22 protein-coding genes are annotated in these 25,543 nt (G+C 66.1%); 12 read left to right on the top strand and 10 right to left on the bottom strand.

Annotation, left to right across the window (positions count from 1 at the left end):
• Positions 1 to 64 precede the first annotated feature (64 nt).
• From G394_RS20225 to deoC, 3 genes are read right to left on the bottom strand one after another with little or no spacing between them, the layout of a single operon-like run.
• Positions 65 to 1,237 (bottom strand): AI-2E family transporter, encoded by a 1,173-nt coding sequence (locus tag G394_RS20225; RefSeq protein WP_051307112.1) that lies wholly within the window; start codon positions 1,235 to 1,237, stop codon positions 65 to 67.
• A 9-nt stretch (positions 1,238 to 1,246) separates the two neighbouring features.
• A complete protein-coding gene (locus G394_RS0110650) occupies positions 1,247 to 2,488 on the bottom strand; it encodes a phosphopentomutase (RefSeq protein WP_028577643.1) in 1,242 nt (413 codons plus the stop codon).
• Positions 2,470 to 3,234: a deoxyribose-phosphate aldolase gene (deoC, locus tag G394_RS0110645; RefSeq protein WP_028577642.1), complete on the bottom strand. Its 765-nt coding sequence runs from the start codon at positions 3,232 to 3,234 to the stop codon at positions 2,470 to 2,472. Before deoC ends, G394_RS0110650 begins: the two co-directional genes overlap by 19 nt.
• 189 nt (positions 3,235 to 3,423) lie before the next feature.
• On the opposite strand from deoC, the gene G394_RS0110640 reads away from it, so the two are divergent.
• A complete protein-coding gene (locus G394_RS0110640) occupies positions 3,424 to 4,182 on the top strand; it encodes a type 2 periplasmic-binding domain-containing protein (protein ID WP_028577641.1) in 759 nt (252 codons plus the stop codon).
• A gap of 1 nt (position 4,183) precedes the next feature.
• Here G394_RS0110640 and G394_RS0110635 read toward each other — a convergent pair whose 3' ends face one another.
• The gene (locus tag G394_RS0110635; RefSeq protein ID WP_028577640.1) at positions 4,184 to 5,281 is read right to left on the bottom strand and encodes a tRNA nucleotidyltransferase/poly(A) polymerase-related protein; all 1,098 of its coding nucleotides are present in this window, start codon (positions 5,279 to 5,281) and stop codon (positions 4,184 to 4,186) included.
• Complete coding sequence (gene recQ, locus G394_RS0110630) at positions 5,281 to 7,542, bottom strand: DNA helicase RecQ (RefSeq protein ID WP_028577639.1); 2,262 nt, start codon at positions 7,540 to 7,542, stop codon at positions 5,281 to 5,283. The genes G394_RS0110635 and recQ overlap by 1 nt, the downstream gene beginning before the upstream one ends.
• A 323-nt stretch (positions 7,543 to 7,865) precedes the next feature.
• Here recQ and G394_RS0110625 point away from each other — a divergent pair, with 323 nt between their 5' ends.
• The 6 genes from G394_RS0110625 (at position 7,866) to G394_RS0110595 (ending at position 14,252) form a co-directional block, all read left to right on the top strand.
• Positions 7,866 to 8,750 carry an ABC transporter permease gene (locus G394_RS0110625; RefSeq protein WP_028577638.1) on the top strand — a complete coding sequence of 295 codons (885 nt, stop codon included), beginning with the start codon at positions 7,866 to 7,868 and terminating at the stop codon, positions 8,748 to 8,750.
• Positions 8,747 to 9,538: an ABC transporter ATP-binding protein gene (locus tag G394_RS0110620; RefSeq protein WP_028577637.1), complete on the top strand. Its 792-nt coding sequence runs from the start codon at positions 8,747 to 8,749 to the stop codon at positions 9,536 to 9,538. The genes G394_RS0110625 and G394_RS0110620 overlap by 4 nt, the downstream gene beginning before the upstream one ends.
• A 46-nt stretch (positions 9,539 to 9,584) precedes the next feature.
• Entirely contained in the window at positions 9,585 to 10,895 is a 1,311-nt protein-coding gene (locus G394_RS0110615) for a sensor histidine kinase (protein WP_028577636.1), read from the top strand.
• Positions 10,892 to 12,232, top strand: a complete 1,341-nt coding sequence (locus G394_RS0110610; protein ID WP_028577635.1) for a sigma-54-dependent transcriptional regulator — start codon at positions 10,892 to 10,894, stop codon at positions 12,230 to 12,232. The genes G394_RS0110615 and G394_RS0110610 overlap by 4 nt, the downstream gene beginning before the upstream one ends.
• 173 nt (positions 12,233 to 12,405) lie before the next feature.
• Positions 12,406 to 13,452: a DUF6515 family protein gene (locus G394_RS21200; RefSeq protein ID WP_156902570.1), complete on the top strand. Its 1,047-nt coding sequence runs from the start codon at positions 12,406 to 12,408 to the stop codon at positions 13,450 to 13,452.
• 482 nt (positions 13,453 to 13,934) lie between these two features.
• A complete protein-coding gene (locus G394_RS0110595) occupies positions 13,935 to 14,252 on the top strand; it encodes an addiction module antidote protein (protein ID WP_028577632.1) in 318 nt (105 codons plus the stop codon).
• A gap of 19 nt (positions 14,253 to 14,271) precedes the next feature.
• Here the strand turns inward: G394_RS0110595 and G394_RS0110590 are convergent, their stop codons facing one another.
• Entirely contained in the window at positions 14,272 to 16,071 is a 1,800-nt protein-coding gene (locus G394_RS0110590) for a bifunctional homocysteine S-methyltransferase/methylenetetrahydrofolate reductase (protein ID WP_028577631.1), read from the bottom strand.
• The gene (locus G394_RS0110585) at positions 16,068 to 16,907 is read right to left on the bottom strand and encodes a nitroreductase family protein (RefSeq protein WP_028577630.1); all 840 of its coding nucleotides are present in this window, start codon (positions 16,905 to 16,907) and stop codon (positions 16,068 to 16,070) included. The genes G394_RS0110590 and G394_RS0110585 overlap by 4 nt, the downstream gene beginning before the upstream one ends.
• Before the next feature lie 238 nt (positions 16,908 to 17,145).
• Between G394_RS0110585 and G394_RS0110580 the strand changes: the two genes are divergently transcribed.
• Genes G394_RS0110580 through G394_RS20215 form a run of 3 tightly spaced genes read left to right on the top strand, consistent with a single transcriptional unit; the run spans position 17,146 to position 19,270 of the window.
• On the top strand, positions 17,146 to 18,027 hold the full coding sequence (locus G394_RS0110580; RefSeq protein WP_084435537.1) for a metal ABC transporter ATP-binding protein: 882 nt from the start codon (positions 17,146 to 17,148) through the stop codon (positions 18,025 to 18,027).
• Positions 18,024 to 18,833 (top strand): metal ABC transporter permease, encoded by an 810-nt coding sequence (locus G394_RS0110575; protein ID WP_028577628.1) that lies wholly within the window; start codon positions 18,024 to 18,026, stop codon positions 18,831 to 18,833. The genes G394_RS0110580 and G394_RS0110575 overlap by 4 nt, the downstream gene beginning before the upstream one ends.
• Positions 18,830 to 19,270, top strand: coding sequence for a Fur family transcriptional regulator (locus G394_RS20215; protein ID WP_051307111.1), 441 nt, complete (start codon positions 18,830 to 18,832; stop codon positions 19,268 to 19,270). The genes G394_RS0110575 and G394_RS20215 overlap by 4 nt, the downstream gene beginning before the upstream one ends.
• Positions 19,271 to 19,365: 95 nt before the next feature.
• Here G394_RS20215 and G394_RS0110565 read toward each other — a convergent pair whose 3' ends face one another.
• The 3 genes from G394_RS0110565 to G394_RS0110555 are packed head-to-tail and all read right to left on the bottom strand — an operon-like array spanning position 19,366 to position 22,301.
• Positions 19,366 to 20,763, bottom strand: a complete 1,398-nt coding sequence (locus tag G394_RS0110565; protein WP_028577626.1) for a TRAP transporter large permease — start codon at positions 20,761 to 20,763, stop codon at positions 19,366 to 19,368.
• Positions 20,760 to 21,308 carry a TRAP transporter small permease gene (locus G394_RS0110560; protein ID WP_043775509.1) on the bottom strand — a complete coding sequence of 183 codons (549 nt, stop codon included), beginning with the start codon at positions 21,306 to 21,308 and terminating at the stop codon, positions 20,760 to 20,762. The genes G394_RS0110565 and G394_RS0110560 overlap by 4 nt, the downstream gene beginning before the upstream one ends.
• Positions 21,309 to 21,320: 12 nt before the next feature.
• Complete coding sequence (locus G394_RS0110555) at positions 21,321 to 22,301, bottom strand: TRAP transporter substrate-binding protein (RefSeq protein ID WP_245578317.1); 981 nt, start codon at positions 22,299 to 22,301, stop codon at positions 21,321 to 21,323.
• 1,310 nt (positions 22,302 to 23,611) lie between these two features.
• Between G394_RS0110555 and G394_RS0110550 the strand changes: the two genes are divergently transcribed.
• Positions 23,612 to 23,908: a YhdT family protein gene (locus tag G394_RS0110550; RefSeq protein WP_028577623.1), complete on the top strand. Its 297-nt coding sequence runs from the start codon at positions 23,612 to 23,614 to the stop codon at positions 23,906 to 23,908.
• Entirely contained in the window at positions 23,905 to 25,383 is a 1,479-nt protein-coding gene (gene panF / locus G394_RS0110545; RefSeq protein ID WP_028577622.1) for a sodium/pantothenate symporter, read from the top strand. The genes G394_RS0110550 and panF overlap by 4 nt, the downstream gene beginning before the upstream one ends.
• The last annotated feature ends 160 nt before the right edge of the window (positions 25,384 to 25,543 follow it).

Raw genomic sequence — 25,543 nt, 5'->3', positions numbered from 1 at the left:
AATCGTGTTCATGTCCTTGCGGTCCGCGGCGCTCGCCGCACAGGACCGGTTCATTGCCGAGGGCTCAGCCCTGCGCCGGCTCCGAAGGCGCCGACTCGGCAACCTTTTCGTCTGATTGAGAACGTTGGATGACGTGCCCGAAGATGTATGTGCAGATGGGCACGCCCAGAACCAGTCCCCAGATATGGAAAAGCTTGGCCCCGATGGTCAGGATGAAGAGCACGATGACCGGGTTGATACGCATGTAGGAGCCGTAGATCCTCGGGTTCAGCACGTACCCCTCGATGAGGTGGATGACCGTGATCATGACGATGGCCAGGAGCATGGTCGTCAGGCCCGACGCCTGCAGGGCGATGAGGCAGATGGGCACGGAGCTGATGAAAACGCCCAGAACGGGAATGAAGCTGCACAGAAAGACGATGACCGTCAGAAAGGCCATGCTCGAACCAAGTCCCAGCAGGGACACGCCCACGGCCGTCAGGATGGCGTTCAGCACGGCGATGGCGAACTGCGCCTCCAGGGACTTGCCCAGGACCGTGGCGAAATCGCGGATGCTGCCGGCCACCTCCCGGTAGACGAAATCGAGTCTGGATTTCTCCAGGGAACGCACGCTGGAACTCAGACGCGGCAGGTCGAGGACGATGAGGAAGGAAAAGAGCAGGGCCAGGAGAAAGGCCGAGGCGATGGCCGCGACGCGCCCGCCCACGCCGCGCACGAGGTCGAGGAACTGGTTGACCTTGTTCTGTCCCTCGGGGTGCTCGGCCAGGTTGAAGACCTGCTGCAGCAGGGCCGCGACCCTGGACTTGCCCATGACCGACGTGCCGTGCTCCCCGCTGGCTCCCAGTTCCGGGATGGCGTTGGCGATGAGCGGGTAGCGTTCGCCGAGGGCCCCGAGTTCCTGGTCCAGGCGCTGGACGTACTGCGGCAGCTGCGTGACGAAAAGGACCGTCTGGTCCTTGGCTCGGGGCACGAGAAAGACGCCAACGGCAACCAGCACGCCGAGAAAGAGCGTCGTGACCAGCACCACGCGCGTGGCGCGGTGCGGAATCAGGTTCTGCAGGCGGTTCACGCCGCGGTTCTGCACGTAGCCGAAGACGAAGGTCAGGAAGAGCAGCAGGAAAAAGGACCGCAGGATGAAAACCACCCCGAAGACGCCGCCCCAGACCATGATCCTGATGAGCGTGGGTTTGGCCCTCTCGGAGAGGCTGCACGGGTCGGGACTGCACTGCAAATTCATGAAGATACCTCAAGGGAGTATGCGCAAGCCGTCCCCGTCGAGAAACGGCCTGCCGTAACCGGTGCCGGACAGACCGAAAAAGCTGGCCAGCGTCGCGCCGATGTCGGCCAGCGTGGGACGCACCCCGATGCTCCCGGATGCGATTCCGGGGGCCGTGGCCAGAACGGGCACCCGCTCGCGGGTGTGGTCCGTGCCGGCCCAGGTCGGGTCGCAGCCATGGTCCGCCGTCAGGATGCACAGGTCGCCGGGCGCAAGCCGCCCGATCAGTTCGGACAGGCGGGCGTCGAAGGATTCCAGCGCGCGGGCATACCCGGCCACGTCCCGACGATGGCCGTGAACGGAATCAAAATCAACGAAATTCGTCACCACGAGGGTCCTGTCCCCGGCCCCGTCCCAGGCCGCGAGGGTCGCGTTCATGAGGCCGTCCTGGCCGTGGGCGCGGATGCTGCGCGTCACGCCGCGATGGGCGAAAATATCCGCAACCTTGCCCACGCACAAGACCGTTCCGCCGGCCTCGGCCAGACCGTCGAGGAGGGTCGGCGTCGGGGCCGGGATGGAGAAGTCCCGGCGGTTGCCGGTGCGCCTGAACGTCACCGCATCCTCGCCGACAAAGGGCCGGGCGATGACGCGGGCGATACGCAGGCCATCGACCAGGGTCCGGGCCACGGCGCAGACCGCCAGCAACCGCTCCAGCCCGAAGCGGGTTTCATGGGCCGCGATCTGCAGGACCGAGTCCGCGGACGTGTAGACGATGGGCTTGCCCGTGCGCAGGTGCTCCTCGCCCAGACGGACCAGAATCTCGGTGCCCGAGGCCTTGCAGTTGCCGAGAACTCCGGGCAGGCCCGCGCGCGACGAAAGTTCGTCCAGCAGCGCCAGCGGGACGGATTCCTCGGCGGGCTCGAAATAGCCCCAGTCAAAGAGCACGGGGGCCCCCGTCATCTCGAAATGCCCGCTGGGCGTATCCTTGCCGCGGCTGATCTCGGTGGCGCAGCCGTACGCGGCCGTGACGGAACCGGCCGGGGCCAGGCCGTCGGGGACGCATCCCGTGGCGAGCCCTGCGGCCAGGCCCAGCCCCATGGCGCACAGGTTCGGCAGGCGCAGGGGCCCTAAGCGGCCATCGTCGGCCAACCCGCGGGCGCAGGCCCGGGCGATGTGCCCCAGCGTGTCGGCTCCCTGGTCGCCGAAGCGGGCCGCGTCGGGAGCCCCGCCCACGCCCAGGGAATCGAGCACGATCAGGCAGGCGCGGCGCACGCAGCCCCTCCCGCAGCGGCCACGGCCAGCACGTCGTCCAGCAGGCCGCTGGCCCCGAAGCGAAACGTGCGCGGGCCGACCCAGCCGGGGCCGAGGATGTCCTCGGCCAGTTCAAGATAGGCCAGGGCGTCGGCCATAGTGCGTAACCCGCCCGAGGCCTTGAATCCGGCCGTGCCGCCTCTCTCGGCGATGGTTTCGAGCATGACCCTGGCCGCCTCGGGCGTGGCGTGCACCGCCGCCTTGCCCGTGGATGTCTTCAGGAAATCCGCGCCGCAGTCCAGGGCCAGACGGCTGGCCGCCCGGATCACGTCCGGCCGAACCAGGGCCCCGCTCTCCAGGATGACCTTGAGCCGCACGGGGCAGGCCGCGCGGCACTCGACCATAAAGCCGCGCACGTCGGACTCGCGTCCTTCGAGAAAGGCGGAGTAGGGGAAAACGAGATCGATTTCCGTGGCGCCGAGTCCCAATGCCGCTCGAATCTCATCCGCGGTGACCGTCGGATCAAGCCGGCCGGCAGGAAAATTGACCACCGTGGCAGCCTCGACGCCGCTCAGGCCCATCCGGGTCAGATTCTCCGCGACGCGCGGCAGGTGCCTGGCGAAGACGCACAGGGCGGCCACATGGCCGCACGGCCCGACGGCCTTGGCGCAGAGCGCATCGATGTCCGCCTCGCTCTCGGTTCCGGAGAGCGAGGTCAGGTCCAACAGGGATACAATCTGCACGGCCCGCTCATATCTGTCCCGCATGGATGCCCTCCCGGGCGTATGGTTGATTATTCCGGTCGGGCCAACAAGGCTTCATGCATGCACCTATGCCCTGACCACCGACAGCGACAAAAACACGGAGCGCCCTCGGGCGCAAGCCCGTACGCATTCCCTGCCGAACGCCTTGTTTTCACTTGTTCGGAGCGCTGCGGTCGGGTATGGTGCCGTCCCATGACCAGACCACGCCTCCACGCCCTGCTCCTGTCCGCCGTCCTGTTCGCCCTGATTCCCTCGTTCAGCGCCTTCGCCGGGGAGGTAATCACCGTCTCGCCGTATTGGGAAGGCTTTACGGGACCCGACGGCCGGGGTCTCTACCATGATTTGATGAACGCCGTTTTCACCCGGCGCGGAGACACGGTCAGGCACCTGGAGACACCGGCCAAGAGGGGGCTGATCATGGTGCGCGAAGGGCAGGCCGACATCTACACCTGCCAGGCCAAGGCCGAGGACGGTCTCGAACTCGCACGGCTGCCCATGTACGAGGGGGAGTTCCACGCCCTGTTCTTGAGCAGGACCTTTCCGCACTGGAACGGCGTGGCGTCCTTGGAGAACAAACGGCTGGTGTGGCGGCTGGGCTACTATTCGCCGCACGATTTTCCGGTTCCGGTGCAGTTCGACGAAACCACGACCGGCACCGAGGCCCTGAAGCGGGTGGTCCGCGAATCCTCGGATTGCTACATCGACGATTACCATCTGATCACGGAAACCGTGAACGCCTACCAGCCGCCCCTCGACTCCGGAAACTTCCGCATCGAGTCCGTCGGCTTCCGCCAATACGCCCCCGTCTTCTCCACCAGCCCGCGCGGTCGGGAACTGCGGGACGCCTTCGAACAGGGGATGCGCGCCCTGGCGGAACAGGGGAAGCTCCTGCCCATCTACGAAAAATGGAAGCTGCCCATGCCCAGGGTTTACGCCGGCCCGGCGAACTGAGTCAGCGCCCTTCGAGGGCCTCGCAGCGCAACTGCAGCAGCACTTCGGCGCTTTTCGGGCCCTGGTCGCGGTGCTTTTCCGGCAGTCGCACGGACTTGATCAGGTGCAGGTCGGCCACAGCCCGCGCCCGCACGTCCCCGCCACCGTCGGCGACGACCAGCCTGAAGAACGGTTCCACGATCCCCGCCTTGTCCAGTTCCAGGAGCAGCCGCACCCTGGTGGAAGCCCGGAGTTCAACGTACCGCCCCGCGGCCATGTGCCAGCGCGCGGCCAGGCGCCCGGCCGCGCGGAAACGGTTCGGCAGGCGCAGGCGCAGGGCCAGGGCTTCGGACAGTTCCTGGCCCGTATCCTCATGCCCGAAATGATGCGGCAGCATGTCCGGCGGGGTGAGGGTCTTGCCCAGGTCGTGGCAGAGGCCCATCCACGCGGCCAGGGTTTCGCCGGCGCAGCGGTCCATGACGCGGGCCGTGTGCTCCAGCACGTCCGTTTCGTGGAAGGCCGGCGGCCCGGCGGGGATGGCGTCGGCACCCAGAAATTCGGCCAGCCACGGCCCGAGACAGCGTCCATCGCGCAAGACGCGCAGGAAATTGCCCGGCGCAGGCGCGGCGCAGGCCTTCAAGGCCTCCTGCCCGACGCGCTCGGCCGCGACCCGCCCCAGATCGGGCGAGACGGTCCGCATGGCGGCCAGAAGATCCGCGTGGACCGAAAAACCGGGATAGGCGGCGGCAAACCGGGCCGCACGGATGGCGCGCAGGGGGTCGGCCAGGAAATTGGCCTGGGCCACGGGGCGCAGGACGCCGTCGCGCAGGTCGGCCAGGGCCAGGGGATGGGCCAGGAGACGGCCTTCCTCGTCCTCGGCCAGGGCGTTGACCGTCAGGTCGCGGGAGGCCAGGTCCTCCTCGATGGTCGGGTATTCGGAGAGCGTGTACTGGCTGCCCCCGCGCACGAAAACCGGGATGCCCTGCCCGACCCTCGTCAGGCCGGGGACGCGCCGACGGAGCTCGGCCTCGGTCCCGCCCACCGCCACGTAGTCGAGGTCGACCGGGGTCAGGCCCAGGACCTTGTCCCGCACCGCGCCGCCCACGAGATAGATCCGCATCAGCCCTCCGACAGCTCCCGCTGCATCCCCGCGCGCACGCAGCGCAGGACGTCGAAATCGAACTCCCCGCCCAGGGCCTCGGCCACCTGGGACAGCCCACCGTAACCCTTGCGCCGCGGAGACCCCAGTTCTTCCTCGATGCGGGATAACTGCCCCCTGGTCAACCCCGTGACCTCCGCGGCCGAAACGAGCCCCAGGGACACGGCCTTGGTCAGGTGGGCGTAGACCGTGCCGAGCTTGAGCCCCCGCAGGTCCGCCGCGCCCTGCACGGACCCGGTCTGCCGGAAGCAGTCCAGGCTGGCCTGCTCCGTTGAGGAGAGGCCTTCCTCCCGGACCCGGACCTTCTCCACGCGCGGCGCAGGCAAGGGCGGGAGCCCTTCCGGGCGGCCGTGCCCGTCCTCGTGCCGCAGCAGGGCCTCCACGAAGCGTTCCCCGTAGGCCGAGAGCTTCATGCGTCCGACGCCGGCAATGCACAGCAGATCCTCGATGCTGCCGGGCCTGTACCTGACCATCTCCAGGAGCGTCTTGTCCGCGAACACGGCGTAGGGCGGCACGTCCTGCTCCCTGGATATCTGCAGCCGCAACGCGCGCAGGCTCTCCCACAGGGTCCGTTCCTCCTCTGAGGCAGGCTGCGCCCCTCCGGCCGGCGACTCGCCGGATGGGCCGGCCTGCGCGGCTCCCGCCCTACGGCTCCGTGCGGCCGGGACGGGGTCACGGCGCAGGTGAACCGGCAGGCGGCCCTTCATGACCTCCCAGCTGCGGGCGTTAAGCTTCAGCGCGCCGTAGCCTTCGAGGTCCACGTCGGCCAGGCCCGCGGCCACCAGCTGACGGTAGACGCTCAGCCATTCGGCCCGCGAAAGCTCCGTGCCCACGCCGAAGGTCGAGAGCTGCGCGTGCCCCCAGCGCTCCACTGCCCGCGTCGCCTTGCCGGCCAGCACGTCGGCCAGATGTCCGACCCCGAAGCCCTCCTTCACGCGGAAGATGTTGGACAGGGCCTTCTGGGCCGCCACGCTGCCGTCCCAGGTCTCGACGGGATCCAGACACGTGTCGCAGTTGCCGCAGGGCTGCGGGAGATTCTGACCGAAGTAGCGCAGCAGCGCCTGACGGCGGCAGCCGGCCGTTTCGCAGTAGCCCAGCAGCGCCGTCAGCTTCTGCTGCTTGAGGCGCTCGTGGCGCTTGCGGGCCTCGCCGTCGCCCTGGAGCGCGGGCATGGAGGCGTCGTCCATGGCCACCAGGCGGCGCAGCATGGCGATGTCGCCCAGGCCGTAGGTCATCCAGGCTACGGCGGGCAGACCGTCGCGTCCAGCGCGTCCCGTTTCCTGGTGGTAGGCCTCCAGGCTCGTGGGCGGGTCCACGTGGGCCACGAAACGGACATTGGGCTTGTCCACGCCCATGCCGAAGGCCACGGTGGCGACCATGACCACGCCCTCCTCGCGCATGAACCGCTCCTGGTTGGCCTCGCGCGCGGAGGCGGAAAGGCCTGCGTGGTACGGCAGGGCCGTGAACCCTTCCCCGGCCAGGGCCTGGGCCGTGGCATCGACCTTCTTGCGCGACATGCGGTAGACGATGCCGGCCTCACCCGCAGGGCGGGAGCGCAGGAAGGCCAGGAGCTGCTGTTCGGGCCGGTCCTTGAGGGTCACGAGATAGCGGATGTTGGGCCGGTCGAAGCCCGAGGCGAAGACGCGGGCCGAGTCCAGGCGCAGTTGGCGGATGATGTCCGCGCGGGTCATGTCGTCGGCCGTGGCCGTCAGAGCCAGGCGCGGCACGCCGGGGAAGAGGTCGGCCAGTTCACCCAGGCGGGTGTACTCGGGCCGGAAGTCGTGGCCCCACTGGGACACGCAGTGGGCCTCGTCGATGGCGAAGAGGGCCAGGGGGACGCGCGCGAGGCGGTCCAGAAAGCCCGGCGCGAAGACGCGCTCGGGGGCGACGTAAAGCAGGTCGAGACGACCGGCCATGAGTTCGGCATCCACCTCGCGGCCCCGGACCGGGTCCAGGGAGGAATTGAGGCAGGCCGCGCGCACGCCGTTCTGGGTCAGGCCCTGCACCTGGTCGCGCATGAGGGCGATGAGCGGAGAGACGACGACGGCCGTGCCGGGACGGACCAGGGCCGGAATCTGGTAGCACAGGGACTTGCCCCCGCCCGTGGGCATGAGGACCACGGCGTCTCGGCCGGCCAGGACGGTCTCAATGACCGCCTCCTGCGGGCCCTGAAAAGCGTCGTAGCCGAAAACCGAACGGAGGACTTCAAGGGGCGTGGGCATGGAAAAACCTCGGGAAGACTGTTGGGATCGGGCCTTGGCCTACAGGAAGCGCGAAGCCTCTGTCAAAGCGGGCAGACGGCGCGCTCCAAAAATACCGATGCAACCTGACGTGCGGCCGCCTCCGGCTCGGGAGTCGGCCGGAGTTCGCGGGGCGGGTGGCGGCGACAAAGGCCGTAGCGTACCCCGCCGGGGGAAACCCTGGCGTGCAAGATACCGGACTGCCGCCACCCCACCCTGCGGCTTGTCCTCGCCGCCGGCCCCATGTATGTGCCGCACATCGGACGCGCGGCGTCTTCCCGTATCATTCTTACCACTGACGCGACATGACCCTCTACGCACTGCTCGGCGCCCTGGAACAGGGGTTCCTTTACGGCATCATGGCCCTCGGGGTGTACCTGACATTCCGCATCCTCGATTTCCCCGACCTGACCGTGGACGGCAGCCTGCCGCTGGGGGCCTCGGTCAGCGCCGTGACCATCACGGCCGGGCACAGCCCCTACCTGGCCCTGGCCCTGGCCACGGTGGCCGGGTTCGCGGCCGGGGCCGTGACGGCGCTCCTGAACACCAAGCTCAAGATCCTGCACCTGCTGGCCTCCATCCTGACCATGATCTCGCTCTACTCCATCAACATCCGCATCATGGGCGGCCCCAACGTGGCCCTGCTGGGCACGCCCTCGGTGCTGACGGACCTGGAGGCCTTAAGCCTGCCCCTCTTCCAGATCACGCCGGTCTTCTTCTTCCTCGTGGCCGCGGCCGTCACGGCGGCCCTGATCTGGTTCCTGCACACGGAGTACGGCCAGGCCATGCTGGCCACGGGCGACAACCGGCAGATGATCACGGCCCTAGGCGTGAACACGGACAACGTCATCATCTTCGGGGTGGGCCTGTCCAACGCCCTGGTGGCCTTCAGCGGCGCCCTCATCGCCCAGAACCAGGGCGCGGCCGACGTGAACATGGGCGTGGGCACCATCGTCGCCGGCCTGGCCTCGGTCATCCTCGGCGAGACGATCTGCGGCAAGGCGACCATCGCCCGGGCCTGCATCGCCGTCATCGTCGGCTCCGTGGCCTACCGTACGGCCATCGCCCTGGCCCTGGGCCTCGACCTCGGCGGCTTCTCCTTCACGCCCAGCGACCTGAATCTCATCACCGCCTTCCTGGTCATCATCGCCCTGACCTCGCCCATGCTCAAACGGAGGTTCGCACGATGATCCGCGCCACCGGACTGAACAAGTATTTCCACCGGGGCAGTGTGAACGAAGTGCACAGCATCCGGGACCTGTCTATCGACATCGAGCAGGGCGACTTCATCACCATCATCGGCTCCAACGGGGCCGGCAAGTCGACCTTCCTGTCCTGCCTGGCCGGGACCCACGCCCTGGACGCGGGCACCATCGCCGTGGGCGGCACCGACGTGACCCGCTGGCCCGAGCACCGGCGCGCCCGCTTCATCGGCCGCGTCTTCCAGGACCCGCTCATGGGCACCTGCGCCGGCGGCTCCATCGCCCAGAACATGGCCCTGGCCCTGCGGCGCGGACAGCGGCGCGGCCTGTCGCGCGGCGTCAAGCCCACCGACCGGGAGCTTTTCCGCGAACACCTGAAGGTGCTGGGCCTGGGCCTCGAAGACCGGCTCCAGGACCGGGCGGGGCTGCTCTCGGGCGGCCAGCGCCAGGCCCTGACCATGGTCATGGCCACCCTGGTGCGCCCGGAACTGCTGCTCCTGGACGAGCACACGGCGGCCCTGGACCCCAAGACCGCGGCCCAGATCCTCGCACTGACCGAGAACATCGTCACGGCCGGCGGCCTGACCACCCTCATGGTCACCCACAACATGCAGCAGGCCCTGGCCCTGGGGAACCGGCTGATCATGATGCACCGCGGCCGCATCATCTTCGACGTCCGCGGCCAGGAAAAGGCGGCCCTGAGGGTCGAGGACCTGCTGCAGAAATTCCACGGCCAGGAAGACGCCGAAATTTCGGACCGCATGCTCCTGGGTTGAACATCCAGCACGCTCTTTGCTTGGCAAAAGCCCGCAAGGAGGACACATGAAGCACGCCACCCGCAGCATCTACCGCGCGCCCCTGCTGGCCGCGGCGGCCATGATCCTGGCCCTTTCCCTCTGGGGCCTGTGGTCCTGGCAGGGCTACAGCGACCGGTCCCTGGAGTGGCGTCGACAGCGCGCCCAGGAGACATTTCAGACGTTGAACGCCATCATCGCCACCATGAGCAACGGGGTGCTGACGGACTGGCAGCAGATCGAGCGTGTCCTGGCCAGCATCACCCGCGACTCCCGCACGGCCTTCGTCGTGGTCGAAGCCCGGCACGGGCGCCTGGTCCAGACCGGCGAGGTCCCGGAATTGCTGGTGACCGGCGGCGACCGCGGCGAAATGGCCACGGAGTCCATGCTCATCGTCTGGGCCCCGCTGCAGCAGGTCAACCTGCCATCCACCTGGGCCGAGGCCCTCGAATCCCCGCATTTCGGCCTGGGGCTCTGGATGCGCAGCAACCCGGTCATGTACCTGGGCTTCCGCAGCCGCACCGAAACCTTCTCGACCTCCTGGTACTGGCAACGCCAGGCGCCCATCTTCGCCCTGGCCCTGGCCTGCATCCTGGCCGTCACGGCGGCGTGGATCGCGGGCAACCGGCGCAGGCTTCTGGCCGGTGAACTCGCGGCCGAACGTCTGCGCAGCGCCCACCTGGAAGAGCTCGGCCTGGCCGCGGCGGGCCTGGCCCACGAGACCAAGAACCCGCTGGGCATCATCATGGGCATGGCCCAGCAGATCGCGGCCCGCCGCGACATCCCGGCCGAGAGCCGGACGATGCTCGAACACATCATGGACGAGGTGGACAAGACCACCTCCAGGCTCGGCAACTTCATGAACTTCGCCCGGCAACGCACCGTGAACCCCGGTCCCGTGGCCGTGGACCGCCTCTGCCGGGAGCTGACGGAAGTCATGGGGCCCGACTTCGACCTCGCCGGGGTGGGACTGGAATCAATTGTGCCCGGGGCCGTCGTCCTGGCCGACGAGGCCCTGCTGCGGCAGATCCTCGTCAACCTGCTGCTGAACAGCCTGCACGCCTCGCCCGCGGGCACCGTCGTGCGCATCCGGATGCAGCGCCAGGGCCGCCGGTGGCAGCTCGTCGTCGAGGACCAGGGCACAGGCATCCCGCCGGAGCTGCTCCCCAACATCTTCAAGCCCTACGTGTCGGGTTCGGCCTCGGGCCACGGTCTGGGGCTGGCCATCGTCAAACGCCTGGTGGAGTCCCACGGCTGGAAGATCCAGGCGTCCTCCGTCCCGGCCGGAGGCACCGCCATGACCATTTCCGGAATCAGAAACGCCCAGGAGCGCGCATGAACACGACCATCCTGATTGTCGACGACGAGGCCCGCTACCGAGACCTCTATGCCCGCGTGCTGCGGGACGCGGGGCTCGATGTCCTGGAAGCCGAGGACGTCGCCGCCGCGCTGAAGGCCATCGGGAAGAATGCACCGGCCATGGTCGTCAGCGACGTGCGCATGCCCGGCGCCAGCGGGTTGGACCTCCTGCGCCGCGCCCGGGCCGACCAGCCGGGCCTGCCGTTCCTCCTGGTCACGGCCTACGCCGACGTGCGCGAAGCCGTGGACGCCCTCAAGCTCGGCGCCGTGGACTATCTGGCCAAGCCCGTGGATCTGGACGAACTGCTGGCCGCCGTGCGGGACGCCCTCGGCGTGCACGGGGACGGCGACGCGGACGTGCCGGCCTCGGCCCTGGAAGGCATCGTGGCCGAGAGCCCGGCCATGCGCGCCGTGCTGCGCGACGCCTGGCGCGTGGCCGGCAGCGACGCCACGGTGCTGCTCACGGGCGAAAGCGGCAGCGGCAAGGAAGTCGTGGCCCAGTTCATCCACGTGAACAGCGCGCGGCGGGACAAGGCCCTCGTCACGGTCAACTGCGCGGCCGTGGCACCGACCCTCCTGGCCAGCGAGCTCTTCGGCCACGAGAAGGGCGCCTTCACCGGCGCCGTGGCCAAGCGCAAGGGATTTTTCCGCGAAGCCCACGAAGGCACCCTCTTTCTCGACGAAATCGGCGACATGCCGCTGGAATTGCAGGCATCCCTGCTGCGCGCCACGGAAACGGGGCGCATCACGCCCGTGGGCGCGGACCGGGAGGTCGCCGTGGACTGCCGGCTCATCGCCGCCACCAACCGCAACCTGGAGGAGGACGTGGCGCAGGGCCGCTTCCGCCAGGACCTCTTCTACCGCCTGAACGTCATCACCATCGACATCCCCCCCCTGCGCGAACGCCCCGAGGACATCGCCCCTCTGGCAAGGTTCTTCCTGAACAAGGGGGCCGCCGAGGCGCGACGCCTGTCCCGCGCGGCGGCGCAGGCCCTGCAGAACCACCCCTGGCCCGGCAACGTGCGCGAACTGGCCAACGCCATGGCCCATGTGCGCCTCCTGAGCCAGACCGACGTCATCTTGCCCGAACACCTCCCCCCGGCGGTGCGCAAGTCCGCGGCCAAGGCCGTCCCGGACGCGCCAGCCGTCGCCCGGCCGAAGCTCCCGGAGGAAACCAAGACTCTGGAGCAGCAGGAATTCGAGGCCGTGGCCGCGGCCCTGAAGCAGACCGGCGGCAACCGCACCCACGCGGCTCAGCTCCTGGGCATCACCCGGCGCGGGCTGATCTACAAGCTCAAGCGCCTGGGACTGGGCTGACCGCCCACCCCGTTGTGCAAAGACTTCTCAGCCGACACGGGACGGCGATTTTCACGCTTCACGCGCAAGCCCCCCCTGACGGGCGGATAACCGGCCACGGCCGTGGCTCCACTGCGCATGAGCGCATGGCACGCCCCTTGCCTGCCGCATGGGACAACTCCAGGAGGAAAACCATGACGACCTACATATCACGACTGACGATCATCGCCCTGCTCTGCCTGCAGGCATGGGCGGCGCAGGCGCATGGCGGCGACGGCCATCGCTCGGAAATCCGCCGAGCCAGCCACGACGAACTCTTCACGCTCGGCGGACAAGGGACAGGCGGGCAACGCGGCGACGACCTGTTCCGTCTCGACGGCGGCCGCACGAAGCAGAACGATCCTTTCCGCCTCGGCGGGCAGCGCAGCGAAGATCGACGGGATGGACGAAGGCATGACGGCCCCAAGGACGACGGACGAAGGGACGGGAAGCATTTCCGAACCGACGACAGACCCGGAGGCGGAAGCGACTTCATGCGGGTCGACACGCAGGGTGGATACGACCGGCCGGACGCGCGGAAACGCGTCCGCGACCAGGACCGGGATGGGGACAGGCGCCGGGACCACCGTTACCGGGACGACGGCCGCAGGCACGTCAGCCCATCGTACATCCGGCAATCCCCTCGCGGGGATTACAGGCGCCCGGGGAATGACGACGGCCCACGGCATGACTCCGGGCGCTATGCGCGGCACGAGGTCAGGCACATCGTGCACTACCTGCCGCCCAGGCACGCGGTCATCCTGCACGGCCGCGACCGCTACCACTACCACGGCGGCAGGTTCTACCGGCCCTGGAACGCCGGCTTCATCCTGGTGCGCCCCCCGCTGGGGCTCATCGTCCTGAGCCTGCCCCTGGGCAGCCACACGATCATCTCGGCCGGCATCACCTACCACGTCTTCGGCGACGTCTACTACCGGCGCGTGCCTGCAGGATACGAAGTCGTGGAACCCATTCGCGCGCCGGGCCGCGAGTGGCCCGCCCGGGTGGCCGTCGTCACGGACACCCTGAACCTGCGCTACGGACCCGAGGAAAGCGAGGAGATCATCGCCCAGGCGGGGCGCTACACGATCCTCAACGTCATCGGCAGCGCCCCTGGCTGGCTGTACGTGGAGATCGACGGCGAAGACGTGCGCGGCTGGGTCATGGAGCGTTACGTCACGACGGATTTAGCCCGCGGCTGACCCCCTGAAATGGCGGACCGTCCGACCACTGCGGTCGGCACAATTAGAAAACCCTCGTCGAGCCATCGGCGAGGGTTTCGTGTGTCAAAGGGGGGATGCCATGAGAAATTCGAAGCGCTTCCGATCCTGACATCCCCCGCGTCGATACCGCTTGACAAATGTATCCCAGAGGATACATCTCTGTCATGCGCGTACGAATGACAGAGATGTATCGGGATTGGATCAACTCTCTCAAAGACCGAACCGCAAGGGCTCGCATTCAGGTCCGAGTTGATCGTCTCGTCCATGGCAACCCCGGACAATATCGGATTCTTTCCGGAGGCATCTCCGAACTGAAAGTCGATGCCGGCCAGGCTATCGGGTATACTACACGCAGCGGGGCGATGAACTGATCATCCTCCTTGTCGGTGGCGACAAATCAAGCCAGAAGGACGACATCGCACTTGCGCAAAAATTAGCGCGCAATCTTCAGGAGTAGAGACATGTCGAAGTCAACCAAAAGCACGCCAGCGATAACCAGGACAGTTGCCTATGATGTCGCGGAGCAACTGCGCACACCGGAAGAAATGGCTGCCTATCTCGACGCGTGGCTGACCGAAGCGCCCGATGACGTCGCAGGCATCGCCCGTGCGCTGGGCGATATCGCCAGGGCCAAAGGCATGACGCAGGTCGCCAAGGAAGCAGGACTGAGCAGAGAGAGCCTCTACAAGGCACTCAGCGAAAACGGAAACCCCAGTTTCGCCACCATTCTCAAGGTCACCAAAGCGCTTGGCGTTCGGTTGCACGCCGGCGCCGCGTGAACATCCTTGCCACGCCGTCTCACAGTCCCAACCTTCGCATCAGTTCAAGCGCCATCTGATACCGATTGAACGGCGGGATGATGTACACCCCCGCGAAATGCGGCCAGGCGTACTCAAGTAGCTCCCAGGCGATCTCGATGCCCTCCCGCTGCCCCGCATCCCCGGCCCGGGCCATGCGCTCGCGCGCTTCGAGGGGAATCTCGATGCCCGGAAACTCGTTGTGCAGGAACTCGGCGTTGCGGTGGCTGGCCAGGGGCATGATGCCGAGCACGATGGGGGCCTTGACGTGGGCCGTCGCGGCCAGGATCTCGTCCACCCTGGACCGGGAATAGACCGGCTGGGTCAGGAAGTGGGTCGCGCCGGCCGCAATCTTCTTCTCCATGCGGCCGACCTGCAGGGCCATGTTGCGCGTGTTGGGGTTGAAGGCCGCGCCGATGCAGAAGTTGACGGGCAGGCGCATGTCGTCGCCGTAGTGGTTGCGGCCCCGGTTAAAGCCGGCCAGCAGGGAGATGAGCTCCATGGAGCGCAGGTCGTAGACGCCTGAGACCCGCTCGGCGCTGCCGGCCGATGGCGGGTCCCCGGTCACGGCCAGGACGTTGTGCAGGTTCGAAGCGGCCAGGCCCATGATGGTCGACTGCATGCCCACCAGGTTGCGGTCGCGGCCCGTGAGGTGCACGACCACGTCCGCGCCGGTCCTGGCCCGGACCATGCCGGCCAGGGTGATGTTCGACAGGCGCGGCACGGCCAGGGGGTTCTCGGCGATGGTGATGGCGTCCACGCCCGCCGCGGCCAGGGCCTCGGCCGCCCGGAGCACGGGCTCCGTGTCGAGGTGCTTGGGCGGGTCGAGTTCCACCAGGACGACCTTGCCCTCCTGCAGCCTGCGCGCCAGACGCGTCGGGACCGCAGTCCCGGCCGTGCGTTCCTCGGCCGACGGGGCTTCGATCCGCACTTCGGGCAAAGCTGATCCCAGCGCCTTGACCAGGGCCGCGATGTGCTCCGGCCCGGTCCCGCAGCACCCGCCCAACAGGCGTGCGCCGTGGACCGCGCAGGCCGCGGTCTGCCGCGCGAAATACTCCGGCGACGAGGCGTACATGAGCCGGTCGCCCGCGGCCTCAGGAAAACCCGCGTTGGGCAGCACCGACAAGGGCACAGGTACCGGACCCAGGGCGCGAACCACTTCCAGGGAATTCTTGGGGCCGATGCCGCAGTTGAGGCCGACGATGTCGGCCCCGGCCGCCACCAGGGCCTCGAAGCACTCGCGGGCCGAGCGGCCCGAATGGGTCCGCCCGCGCTGGGTGAAGACCATCTGCGCGGCCACGGGCACGGAAACGGCCCCCTTGACCCCGCGCAGGGCCGACAGCAGCAGGGTGAGGCTCGCGAAGGTTTCGAGCATGATGAAGTCCACCCCGCCCTCGACCAGAGCCCGGGCCTGCTCGGCGAAAATCTCCTCGGTCTCTCCCGGCGCGGCCGTCTCCTCGCCCAGGCGCCCCAGCGGGCCCATGGCCCCGGCCACCCAGCGGTCTTCTCCGGCTTCGGCCTGGGCCAGCTCGGCTCCGCGCAGGTTGATCTCGCGAACCCTGTGCCCCAGGTCGAAACGGCCGAGCTTGGCCCTGTTGGCGCCGAAGGTGTTGGTCTCCAGGACCTCGGCCCCGGCCGCCGCATAGGCCTGATGGATGGACCGCACCAGGGCCGGGTCCGTCAGGTTCAGGGCGTCGTAGCAGGACGAGCTATCCACGCCCCGTTCGAAAAGGAGCGACCCCATGGCCCCGTCGGCCACGACCACGCGCTCGCGCAGGACATCGAGAATGCCGCGCCTCACAGCCCGCCCTCCAGGTCGCCGGACCTGACGCGGTGCAGGCCCTGCACCTCGCGCTGCACGGCGCGGGCGTAGCGCACGGCCGGGTAGCCGAACATGACGACGTACATGGAGCGGTGGTCCGAGGGGATGCCGAGCTTGCGGCCCAGCTCCGGCACCACGCTCTGCAGGGCCCAGCGGGCGTACCCGCACCAGACCGTGCCCAGGCCGAGGCTCGCGGCCATGAGCTCGAAATAGGACAGGGCGATGAAAGGGTCGGCCTCGCCGGAGGTGGCCTCGCGGGGCGAGGAGGCGATGAGCATGTGCGGGGCTTCGCGGAAGATGATGTCGCGGCCCTGGTCCCAGGCGGTCAGGAACTTGGCGAAAAACTCCATGCCGTCGGGCAGGCCGTCCTCGTCCACGGCCCGGCGGATGCCCTCCATGGTCAGGACGCGGATGCGCGCCATGACTTCCGGGTCGTCCACCAGGGTGAAGCGGACCTTGCGCTCGTTCTTGCCCGTGGGGGCGTAGGCCACGGCCCCCATGAGACGGTCCAGGACGGCCCGCTCCACGGCCTCGGGCCGGTAACGCCGCACGGACCTGCGGCTTTTGATCAGGTTCTCCAGGCCGTCCGGGGAAGGCGGCAGGATCTCGACGCTCGCGTCCGGGTCCACGCCGAGGATGGACAGGGCCGCCGTGGGGCAGACGGCCAGGCAATGCTGGCACCTGATGCACAGGCCCTGCCGCTGCAGGCTTATGCGAGGCAGCCCCTGGCTCATGTCTATGATGCGCACGGGGCAGTCGGCCGCGCACTCGCCGCACTGGATGCAGCGTGACTCGTCTATGGCAAAATCGAGCATGGTTCCTCCTGTAATCCGGGCCGCCATTGGCGCGGCCGCCCCCTTTTCCTACGGCCTGAAGAGGCGATGCACAAGGGCCGCCACCCGCGCCGGCCGCCCTTGACGAGATGCAATCCTGTTGCATAAACATGCATTCCAAATCATGGGAAAAATCGATCCGGGACCTCGCCCAGCGCCGGCGGACCTCCCGCCCGGGTCCCGCCGGCCTGGCAAACAAACCGGCCCGCAAGGTAAAGACATGCATTCACCCGACCACATCTGCTCCACCTGCACAGGCCACGAGCACACGGCCGTACCCGGGCCGCGCTTCCACCGCCTGCTGACCGAAGGCCCCGTCATCGAACTCTCGGGCGTGACCTTCGCCTACGCGGACCGCGAGGTTCTCACGGACGTGACCTTGAGCGTCGGCGCCAGGGATTTCCTGGCCGTCATCGGGCCCAACGGCGGCGGCAAGACGACCCTGGTCAAGATCATCCTCGGGCTTCTGCGGCCCGCGCGCGGCACGGTGCGCGTCCTCGGGGCCGACCCGGCCGTCGTGCGGCCCGCCGTGGGCTACGTGCCGCAGCACGCCCTTGTCCAGCCGAGTTTTCCCGTCACTGTCCGGGACGTTGTCCTGCTGGGGCTGCGGCGCGGCAGCGGACTCTTCTCCACCCGGCGCTGGCCCGGCTACTCGGCGGACGAGAAGCGCAAGGCCCTGGACACCCTGGACATGGTCGACATGGCCGACCTGGCCGGACGCCGCTTCGACGCCCTGTCCGGAGGCCAGAAGCAACGCGTGCTCGTGGCCCGGGCCCTGATTTCTGACCCGGCCCTGCTGCTCTTCGACGAACCTACCTCCAACATCGACCCCCAGGGCAAGGTCTGCCTCTTCGACCTGCTCTCGGCCCTGAGCGCCTCCATCACCATCGTCATGGTCAGCCACGACCTCATCTCGGCCTCCACGCGCATCACCAGCGTGGCCGTGGTCAACAACCGCCTCATCCAAAACCGCGGCCGCGAGCTGACGCCGACCATGCTTGAACTCATCTACGGCACCCACGACGCGACCTGCCCCCTGGACGAATACATCCGCGGCATGTCCTCGATCTTCACCGCCGGCGGACGGGGGGTGACGAAATGATGGACCTCCTCGCCATGGAATTCATGCGCAACGCCCTGCTGGCCGGGCTGCTGGCCAGCCTGGCCTGCGGCGTCATCGGCACCCTCGTGGTCGTCAACCGCCAGGTCTTCATGGCCGGGGGCGTGGCCCACACGGCCTACGGCGGCGTCGGCCTGGCCTTTTTCCTGGGCCTGCCCGTGCTGCCCTGCGCCGTGGCCTTCACGGTCCTGGCCGCCCTGGCCATGGCCATGGCCTCCTTCGGCCGCGCCGAGCGCAGCGACTCCGTGGTGGGCATCATGTGGGCGGCAGGCATGGCCATCGGCATCATCCTCATGGACATCACCCCTGGCTACAACGTCGACCTGATGAGCTACCTCTTCGGCAGCATCCTGGCCGTCCCGCGCGGGGACATCCTTTTCATGGCGGTCCTCGACGCCTTCATCCTGGCCGTGGTCTTCTTCTGGTACAAGGACTTCCTGGCCCTGTCCTTCGACATGGAGTTCGCGCGTTCCATGGGCGTGCCGGTGCGCCTGCTCTACGCGCTGATGCAGGTCCTGACGGCCGTGACCGTGATCATGGTCATCCAGGTGGCCGGCCTCATCCTGGTCATCGCCCTGCTGACCATCCCGCCCATGCTGGCCGAACTCTTCACCAACTCCCTGTGGAAGATGATGGTCCTGGCCACCCTGGCGAGCCTCGCCTTCTGCCTGGCCGGCCTGGCCGTGTCCTACCACTTCGACATCACCTCGGGCGCGTCCATCATCGCCATGGCCACGGGCGGGTATGTCCTGGCCTGGGGCGTGCACAGCCTGCGGAGGCTCGGGTGAAGGCCCGCATGACCGCCAAGGCGGCGGAACACCGTCTCGCCGCCGCGGGCCTGGAAGCCACGGAGCACCGCGTGCGCGTGCTCATGGCCGTGGGCGGCACCCCCTACCCGTCCAGCGCACAGGAGGTCCTCGATGCGGTGCGCGCCAAATCGGACATCAACCGGGTCACGGTCTACCGCATCCTCGACCTCCTGGTCGAACACGAGGTCCTGAACCGTCTTGACCTCGGCGACAAATCGCGCCGCTTCTGCCTGCGCGAGGATCATGACGACGAGCACCCGCACTTCCACTGCACGCGCTGCGACCGCTACCTCTGCCTGCACTGCGACACCCTGCCCCTGGACCAGAAGGCCCTGGAGGCCCTTTCGCTCGATGTCCGCCATGTGGACATCCGCCTGGAAGGGATCTGCCCGGCCTGCCGCAAAAACGACGACTAGCCCCGCGGCCAGCCCGTTGCGCCGGGCGCAATCCTTCCCCAAAAAAACCGGGCCCCTCGCGGAGTCCGGTTCTCTGTTTCGTGTTCGGGAAACCCTCAGTACCCTTTGAGCTTGTCGATGAATTCCGGCAGCCACAGGGAGATCTGCGGGACGTAGGTGATGATGGCCAGGAACCCTAGCAGGATCGTCAGCCAAGGGAAGGCCGCGCGTACGACCCAGGTCAGGTCGCGCTTGGTGATGCCCGCCGTGACGAAGAGGTTCAGGCCCACGGGAGGCGTGATCAGGCCGATCTCCATGTTAACCACGCAGATGATGCCCAGATGGATGGGATCGATGCCGAGCTTCATGGCGATGGGGAAGAGGATCGGGATCATGATCATGGTGATGGCCGAAGGCTCCATGAAGTTGCCGGCCGCCAGGAGCAGCAGGTTGACGACGATCAGGAAGCCCCAGGCCGGCAGGCCCCAGCCCACGATGGTCTCGGCGATCATGTGCGGGATGCGCTCGGTGGTCAGCACGTGGGCGAAGAGCATGGCGTTGCCGATGATGAAGAGCAGCATGATGCTGACCTTGGCGGCGTCCAGGACCACGTGGCGCACCTCGGGGTGCACCCAGGACCTGGGGATGGCCAGCAGGGTCTGCCACAGGCCGCGCGTAAGGGCCGAGCCCAGGCTTTCCTCGAACTTGCGCAGGGGCACGTCCTTGAGGGGCCCCATGTCGCGGTAGACGAAGACGGCGATCCAGTAGGCGTACACCGCCGAAACTGCGGCCGCTTCGGTCGGGCTGCAGATGCCGCCGTAGATGGAGCCCAGCACGATGATGACAAGCATGAGTCCGCCCAGGGCCTTGACGCCGGAACGGAAGACCTGCCGGAAGCCGGGCCAGGCCAGGGCCGGATAGTTCTTGATCCGGGCCACGATGTAGATGGCGAGCATCAGGAGCAGCCCCAGGCAGATGCCGGGGATGAACCCGGCCATGAATAGCCTGGCCGCCGACTCCTGGGTGGCCGCAGCGTACACGAGCATGACGATGGACGGCGGGATGAGAATCCCGAGCGTCCCGGCGTTGCAGATGACGCCGGCGGCGAAGCTCTCGGGGTATCCCGAGCGGACCATGCCGCCGATGACGATACTGCCGATGGCCGCCACCGTGGCCGGCGATGAGCCGGAAACTGCCGCGAAGAGCATGCAGGCCAGGACCGAGGCCATGGCCAGGCCGCCCTTGACGTGCCCGATGCAGTCCAGGGCGAAGTTGATGAGCCGCTTGGCCACGCCGCCCGTCGACAGGAACTGGGACGACAGGATGAAGAACGGTATGGCCAGCAGGGTGTAGTGTTCGGATACCGACTCGAAGAGCTTCAGGGCAATGGACGCCAGGGAGTCGTTGGAAAAGAACAGGATCGTGGTGATGCTCGAAAGGCCCAGCGCGATGGCGATGGGCATGCCCGTGGCGATGAACAGGAAGAGCAGGGAGAACAGGGCGGCTGTGGTCATTCGTCGTCTCCATCCAGGGCCGTGCCCTCTTTCTGGACCAGGTACATGCTCTCCTTGGCCTCATCCAGCAGCTTGAAGCCTTCGGCGCGCCCACGGACGATGGCCCAGAGGAGATCCAGCAGGCGGACGACCATCATGAGCAGTCCGACGAACAGGATGCTGTTGGCCATCCACTTGGGCACGGGAATGTCCTCGAGGTGGATGCCGATGCTCCTGAGCTTGCCGAGGTAGGCCCAGCTGCCGAAGAGAAACAGTCCGCAGTAGACCAGGCAGAGCAGCACGGCCACGATGGACACGGCCCGCCGCACGCCGTCGGGAAAGAGCTTGACAAGCGCGTCGACCCCGATGTGCGAACCAACCTTGATGCCGTAGGACACGCCGAACATGACCAGCCAGCCCGACAGCAGGAGCGTCAGCTCCTGGGCCCACTGGATGCCCACGTTGAAGCCGAAACGGAACACCACCTCCACGAAAACCAGAAGCGTCATGGAAGCCAGGAGGAGGGAGATGATCCCCTCCTCCAGCTTGTTGATGAAGGTATTCATGATTCCCGGAGACTATTTGTTGGAAGCGATGGCGGCTTCGAGGTTTTCCTTGCCCACGGCGTCCTCGAACTTCTTCCACACCGGCTTCATGGCCTCGACCCACTGGCCGCGCTCGGCCTCGGTCAGGGTGATGATCTCGGAACGCTTGGAGTCGATGATCTTCTGCTTGTCTTCGAGGTCCTTCTTGGCGGCGGCTTCGTTGCCGACGGCGATGGATTCCTTCAGGCACTCCTCGATGACCGGACGGATGTCGGCGGGCAGGCTGTCCCAGAACTCGGTGGTGCTGACCACGAGATAGTCGAGGATGCCGTGGTTGGTTTCGGTGATGTAAGGCTGCACCTCGTAGTACTTCTGGGAGTAGATGTTGGACCAGGAATTCTCCTGTCCGTCGATGGCCTTGGTCTGCAGCAGGGTGAAGACCTCGGCGAAGGGCTTCTTGAGGGGCATGGCGTCCACGGCCTCGAACTGGGCGGCCAGAACGTCGGAGGTCATGATGCGGAACTTCTTGTTGGCGGCATCGGCAGGGACGCGGATGGGATCGTTGGCGGAGATCTGCTTCATGCCGTTGTGCAGGTATTCCAGGCCGATGATGCCCTTGTCCTTCATGGAGGTGAGCAGCGCGCGACCGTTGGGACCCTGCTGGAACCTGTCGATGGCCTCCATGTCCTTGAACAGGAAGGGCAGATCGTAGATCTGCAGCAGCGGAGTGTACTTCTGGAACTTGGAAAGGGCCGGCGCCAGAAGATGCACGTCGCCCAGGAGCAGGGCTTCGAGTTCCTTGCCGTCGCCGAAGAGCTGGGAGTTGGGGTAGACCTCGACCACGACCTTGCCGGCCAGGCGTTCGGCCACGAGGTCGCGAAACTTGTTGGCCTGGATGCCCTTGGGCGTGTCCTCTGCCACGACGTGGGAGTACTTGATCACGATGGGAGCAGCGAAGGCGGAAGCAGCACACAGAAAAACCGCAACCAGCGCAAACGCAAGAATGGTCTTCATTTTCAACATTCCTCATACCCTCCATACGGTTAATTTGTTTGCGCTTGTGTATCCATTGCAGCATGTCTGCGCAAGAATTTCCGAAACAATCATGGTTTTTTTTCGCTTGCGAAAATAAAAGAGACGCTCATTAAGCTGTTCGCACAACCAATCATAACTCGTGACAAATTTATCAAAATGCAAAAACAAGAAAGATATGAAATATTTTTCAACATTTTTACCTTATTATATCATGAAAAAATCAATTTTCAGAACAGTATGTTTGACATGTATAAAATATTCGGAATCTTATTTGATAATATAGAGTGCAAATTATCCACATCGTCCAATTCTCTGTGTCCGATTTTCCGGACTAATCGATAATCCAGTCTCCATTACGGCACTTTGTCACGTGAAGAATCATCACAAGACGGACGAGATTCATTCCGGAAAATGAAACTTATTCGCAATGGACAGAAATGCGCAGGAAGGACGCCATCCGGGATGACACTGCCCACGGATGCCGGCTGTGCCCAGGCAGGTGAAACCCGCGCCCGCCGCTCGGCGAGGTCGCACATTTCCGGATGCGGCGAGTGCCCCTTCAACCCGCCGTCGCAACAGCACACCACGCACGTCGCCACATCGTCACGTCGCCTCAAGCAAAGCCGCGTACCGGCCATTGCGGAACGGCCGACAAACATCGACCCGGCCCACGCGCGTTGCAAATGAGTTGCAGATCGCTGGCATTGTTTGTAGTTTGCATGCAACGATCCTGTTTGTCGTCCTCGTTTGAGACAACACGCGATCTCCGAGAAACCTCCGCAATAAACGGGAACGAACCCGGGTGCCATTCCCGCGAAGACGGGAATCCATTCTTTTCGGACAGTTAAAAAAGGATCATCCGGGCTGAGCGTCCATGACGCTTGTGAGCCGCGAAAGGTCAAACTCTGGAAGCGTTCACGCAGGATGGATCAATGTGGACGCCTGTCATTGCGAGGAGTCTTCGACGCGGCAATCCAGTTTCTCAAGATCTTTTCCGATTGCACTCCAGCACGTCGAGGATGGGACGCCCTCGCTGCGCTCGCGATGACGGGTCACTTGCGGTGATGCACCCGGATCAACGTTCAATTACGTCAGTGGGCCGCCGATGACAGTCTGGCGCTGTGACCGGAAGAGCCCTGAAAAAGTCTCCCTCCCCTTGTTCAAGGGCATGACGACTTTTTGCAGTGACCTCATGTCAAGGCATGGACTGCCGCGCGGCGCTCGCAGTGACTCGTGAGACCTCCCATCATTCCTTGGAAATTTTGCTGAACGCGACGGACACAAGCACAATGGACACACATCAAGACCATAGAATCAGACAGGCTAACAGGGAAGCCCTGGCAGTTTTGGCAGTTTATGCCTTGTATTTTTTATGGTGGTACGTCTCCGGATACGGATTGGGAAACAAAGACCCTGAAACATATTCGTACATCTTCGGTTTTCCTGCATGGTTCTTTTACAGCTGCATTCTTGGCTACCCTCTCACCACCGTCCTCCTCTGGCTGGTCGTTCGATTGTTCTTCAAGGAAATACCGCTTGATGCCGACGTCCAGAACACCCCCCCAATACAAGGCGAGGACAAATGACACCCAGTTCGATCCAGACCATCATTCCCATGATTGCGTACCTGGCCGTATCCATAGGCATTGCGCTCTGGGCTCGCCAAAAGTCCGCGAAAACAACCTCGCAGGGATTCATCGAGGAATACTTCATCGGTAGCCGGACCATGGGCGGCTTTGTCCTGGCCATGACCATCATCGCCAGCTACACCAGCGCCAGCAGTTTCATCGGCGGCCCCGGCGTGGCCTACCGGTTCGGCCTGAGCTGGGTGCTGCTGGCCATGATCCAGGTGCCCACGGCCTTCCTCACGCTTGGGGTACTGGGCAAACGCTTCGCCATCGTGGCGCGCCAGACCCAGTCCGTGACCATCACCGACTACCTGCGCGCCCGTTACAACAGCGACGCGGTGGTCATCCTGTGCTCCGTGGCCCTGATCGTCTTCTTCATGGCCGCCATGCTGGCGCAATTCATCGGCGGGGCGCGCCTCTTCCAGACCGTCACGGGCTACCCATACGCCGTCGGCCTGTCCCTCTTCGGCATCAGCGTGGTGCTGTACACGGCGGTCGGCGGTTTCCGCGCCGTGGTACTGACGGACGCCATCCAGGGCATCGTCATGGTCGTGGCCGTGGTCGTGGTGCTGCTGGCCGTCATCAACGCCGGCGGCGGCGTGGCGAAATGCGTCTCGACCCTCAAGGACATCGATCCCGGCCTGATCACGCCCACCGGGCCGGACAACGCGGTGCCGCAAGCCTTCACCATGTCCTTCTGGGTCCTGGTGGGCATCGGCGTGCTGGGCCTGCCGCACACCACCCAGCGCTGCATGGGCTACCGGGACTCCCGCGCCATGCACGACGCCATGGTCATCGGCACGCTGCTCATCGGGTTCATGATCCTGTGCGCGCACCTCGCCGGAACCTTCGGACGTGCCGTCTTCCCGGACCTGCCCGCCGGCGACCTGGCCATGCCGACGATGATCCTCGAACTCCTCTCCCCCGTGTGGGCTGGCGTGTTCATCGCCGGCCCCCTGGCGGCCATCATGTCCACGGTCGACTCCATGCTCCTGCTGGTCTCCGCCGCCATCATCAAGGACCTGTACATCCACTACCGGCTCAAGGGCGACGCCTCCCGCATGCCCGTGGCCACGCTCAAAAGGACGAGCACCTGGATCACGGCCGTCGTCGGCCTGCTGGTCTTCGTCGCCGCCCTCGAACCGCCGGACCTCCTGGTCTGGATCAACCTCTTCGCCTTCGGCGGCCTCGAAGCCGCGTTCCTCTGCCCCATCGTGCTGGGCCTGTACTGCCAGTCCGGCAACGCCAGGGGCGCCGTCGCCTCCATCGTCTGCGGAGTGACCGCCTTCATGGCGCTCTCCATCATGAAACCCGCCATGGGCGGCATCCACGCCATCGTCCCGACAACGCTGGTCAGCGCCATCGCGTACATGATCGGATCATACCTCGGACATCGCGCCCCAGGGCTTCGGGATTCTTCAAGATCCACGTGAAAACCCCGGCCTTCGGGGTCAGCCGTTTACGGCTCGCATCTTCCTTTCATTGATATTCAGACAGCTCACGCCTCGTCTGCGCATTTCCCTCCGGAAAGCCTCAAGCACCAGGCATTCGACGCAGCCCAAGTCGCGCCCTCCGTTCCCTCCGGTTTTCCAG

Source organism: Desulfomicrobium escambiense DSM 10707, from assembly GCF_000428825.1.
Classification (GTDB): domain Bacteria; phylum Desulfobacterota; class Desulfovibrionia; order Desulfovibrionales; family Desulfomicrobiaceae; genus Desulfomicrobium; species Desulfomicrobium escambiense.
The sequence above is the reverse complement of the archived record's forward strand: the minus strand, read 5'-3'. Positions and strand labels throughout refer to the sequence as shown.

What these genes read in the sequence shown, in the direction of transcription:
- G394_RS20225 (WP_051307112.1), bottom strand. Translation starts at nt 1,237, where the DNA reads ATGAATTTGCAGTGCAGTCCCGACCCGTGCAGCCTCTCCGAGAGGGCC.
- deoC (WP_028577642.1), bottom strand. Translation starts at nt 3,234, where the DNA reads ATGCGGGACAGATATGAGCGGGCCGTGCAGATTGTATCCCTGTTGGAC.
- G394_RS0110640 (WP_028577641.1), top strand. Translation starts at nt 3,424, where the DNA reads ATGACCAGACCACGCCTCCACGCCCTGCTCCTGTCCGCCGTCCTGTTC.
- G394_RS0110635 (WP_028577640.1), bottom strand. Translation starts at nt 5,281, where the DNA reads ATGCGGATCTATCTCGTGGGCGGCGCGGTGCGGGACAAGGTCCTGGGC.
- recQ (WP_028577639.1), bottom strand. Translation starts at nt 7,542, where the DNA reads ATGCCCACGCCCCTTGAAGTCCTCCGTTCGGTTTTCGGCTACGACGCT.
- G394_RS0110625 (WP_028577638.1), top strand. Translation starts at nt 7,866, where the DNA reads ATGACCCTCTACGCACTGCTCGGCGCCCTGGAACAGGGGTTCCTTTAC.
- G394_RS0110620 (WP_028577637.1), top strand. Translation starts at nt 8,747, where the DNA reads ATGATCCGCGCCACCGGACTGAACAAGTATTTCCACCGGGGCAGTGTG.
- G394_RS0110615 (WP_028577636.1), top strand. Translation starts at nt 9,585, where the DNA reads ATGAAGCACGCCACCCGCAGCATCTACCGCGCGCCCCTGCTGGCCGCG.
- G394_RS0110610 (WP_028577635.1), top strand. Translation starts at nt 10,892, where the DNA reads ATGAACACGACCATCCTGATTGTCGACGACGAGGCCCGCTACCGAGAC.
- G394_RS21200 (WP_156902570.1), top strand. Translation starts at nt 12,406, where the DNA reads ATGACGACCTACATATCACGACTGACGATCATCGCCCTGCTCTGCCTG.
- G394_RS0110595 (WP_028577632.1), top strand. Translation starts at nt 13,935, where the DNA reads ATGTCGAAGTCAACCAAAAGCACGCCAGCGATAACCAGGACAGTTGCC.
- G394_RS0110585 (WP_028577630.1), bottom strand. Translation starts at nt 16,907, where the DNA reads ATGCTCGATTTTGCCATAGACGAGTCACGCTGCATCCAGTGCGGCGAG.
- G394_RS0110580 (WP_084435537.1), top strand. Translation starts at nt 17,146, where the DNA reads ATGCATTCACCCGACCACATCTGCTCCACCTGCACAGGCCACGAGCAC.
- G394_RS0110575 (WP_028577628.1), top strand. Translation starts at nt 18,024, where the DNA reads ATGATGGACCTCCTCGCCATGGAATTCATGCGCAACGCCCTGCTGGCC.
- G394_RS0110565 (WP_028577626.1), bottom strand. Translation starts at nt 20,763, where the DNA reads ATGACCACAGCCGCCCTGTTCTCCCTGCTCTTCCTGTTCATCGCCACG.
- G394_RS0110560 (WP_043775509.1), bottom strand. Translation starts at nt 21,308, where the DNA reads ATGAATACCTTCATCAACAAGCTGGAGGAGGGGATCATCTCCCTCCTC.
- G394_RS0110555 (WP_245578317.1), bottom strand. Translation starts at nt 22,301, where the DNA reads ATGAAGACCATTCTTGCGTTTGCGCTGGTTGCGGTTTTTCTGTGTGCT.
- G394_RS0110550 (WP_028577623.1), top strand. Translation starts at nt 23,612, where the DNA reads ATGGACACACATCAAGACCATAGAATCAGACAGGCTAACAGGGAAGCC.
- panF (WP_028577622.1), top strand. Translation starts at nt 23,905, where the DNA reads ATGACACCCAGTTCGATCCAGACCATCATTCCCATGATTGCGTACCTG.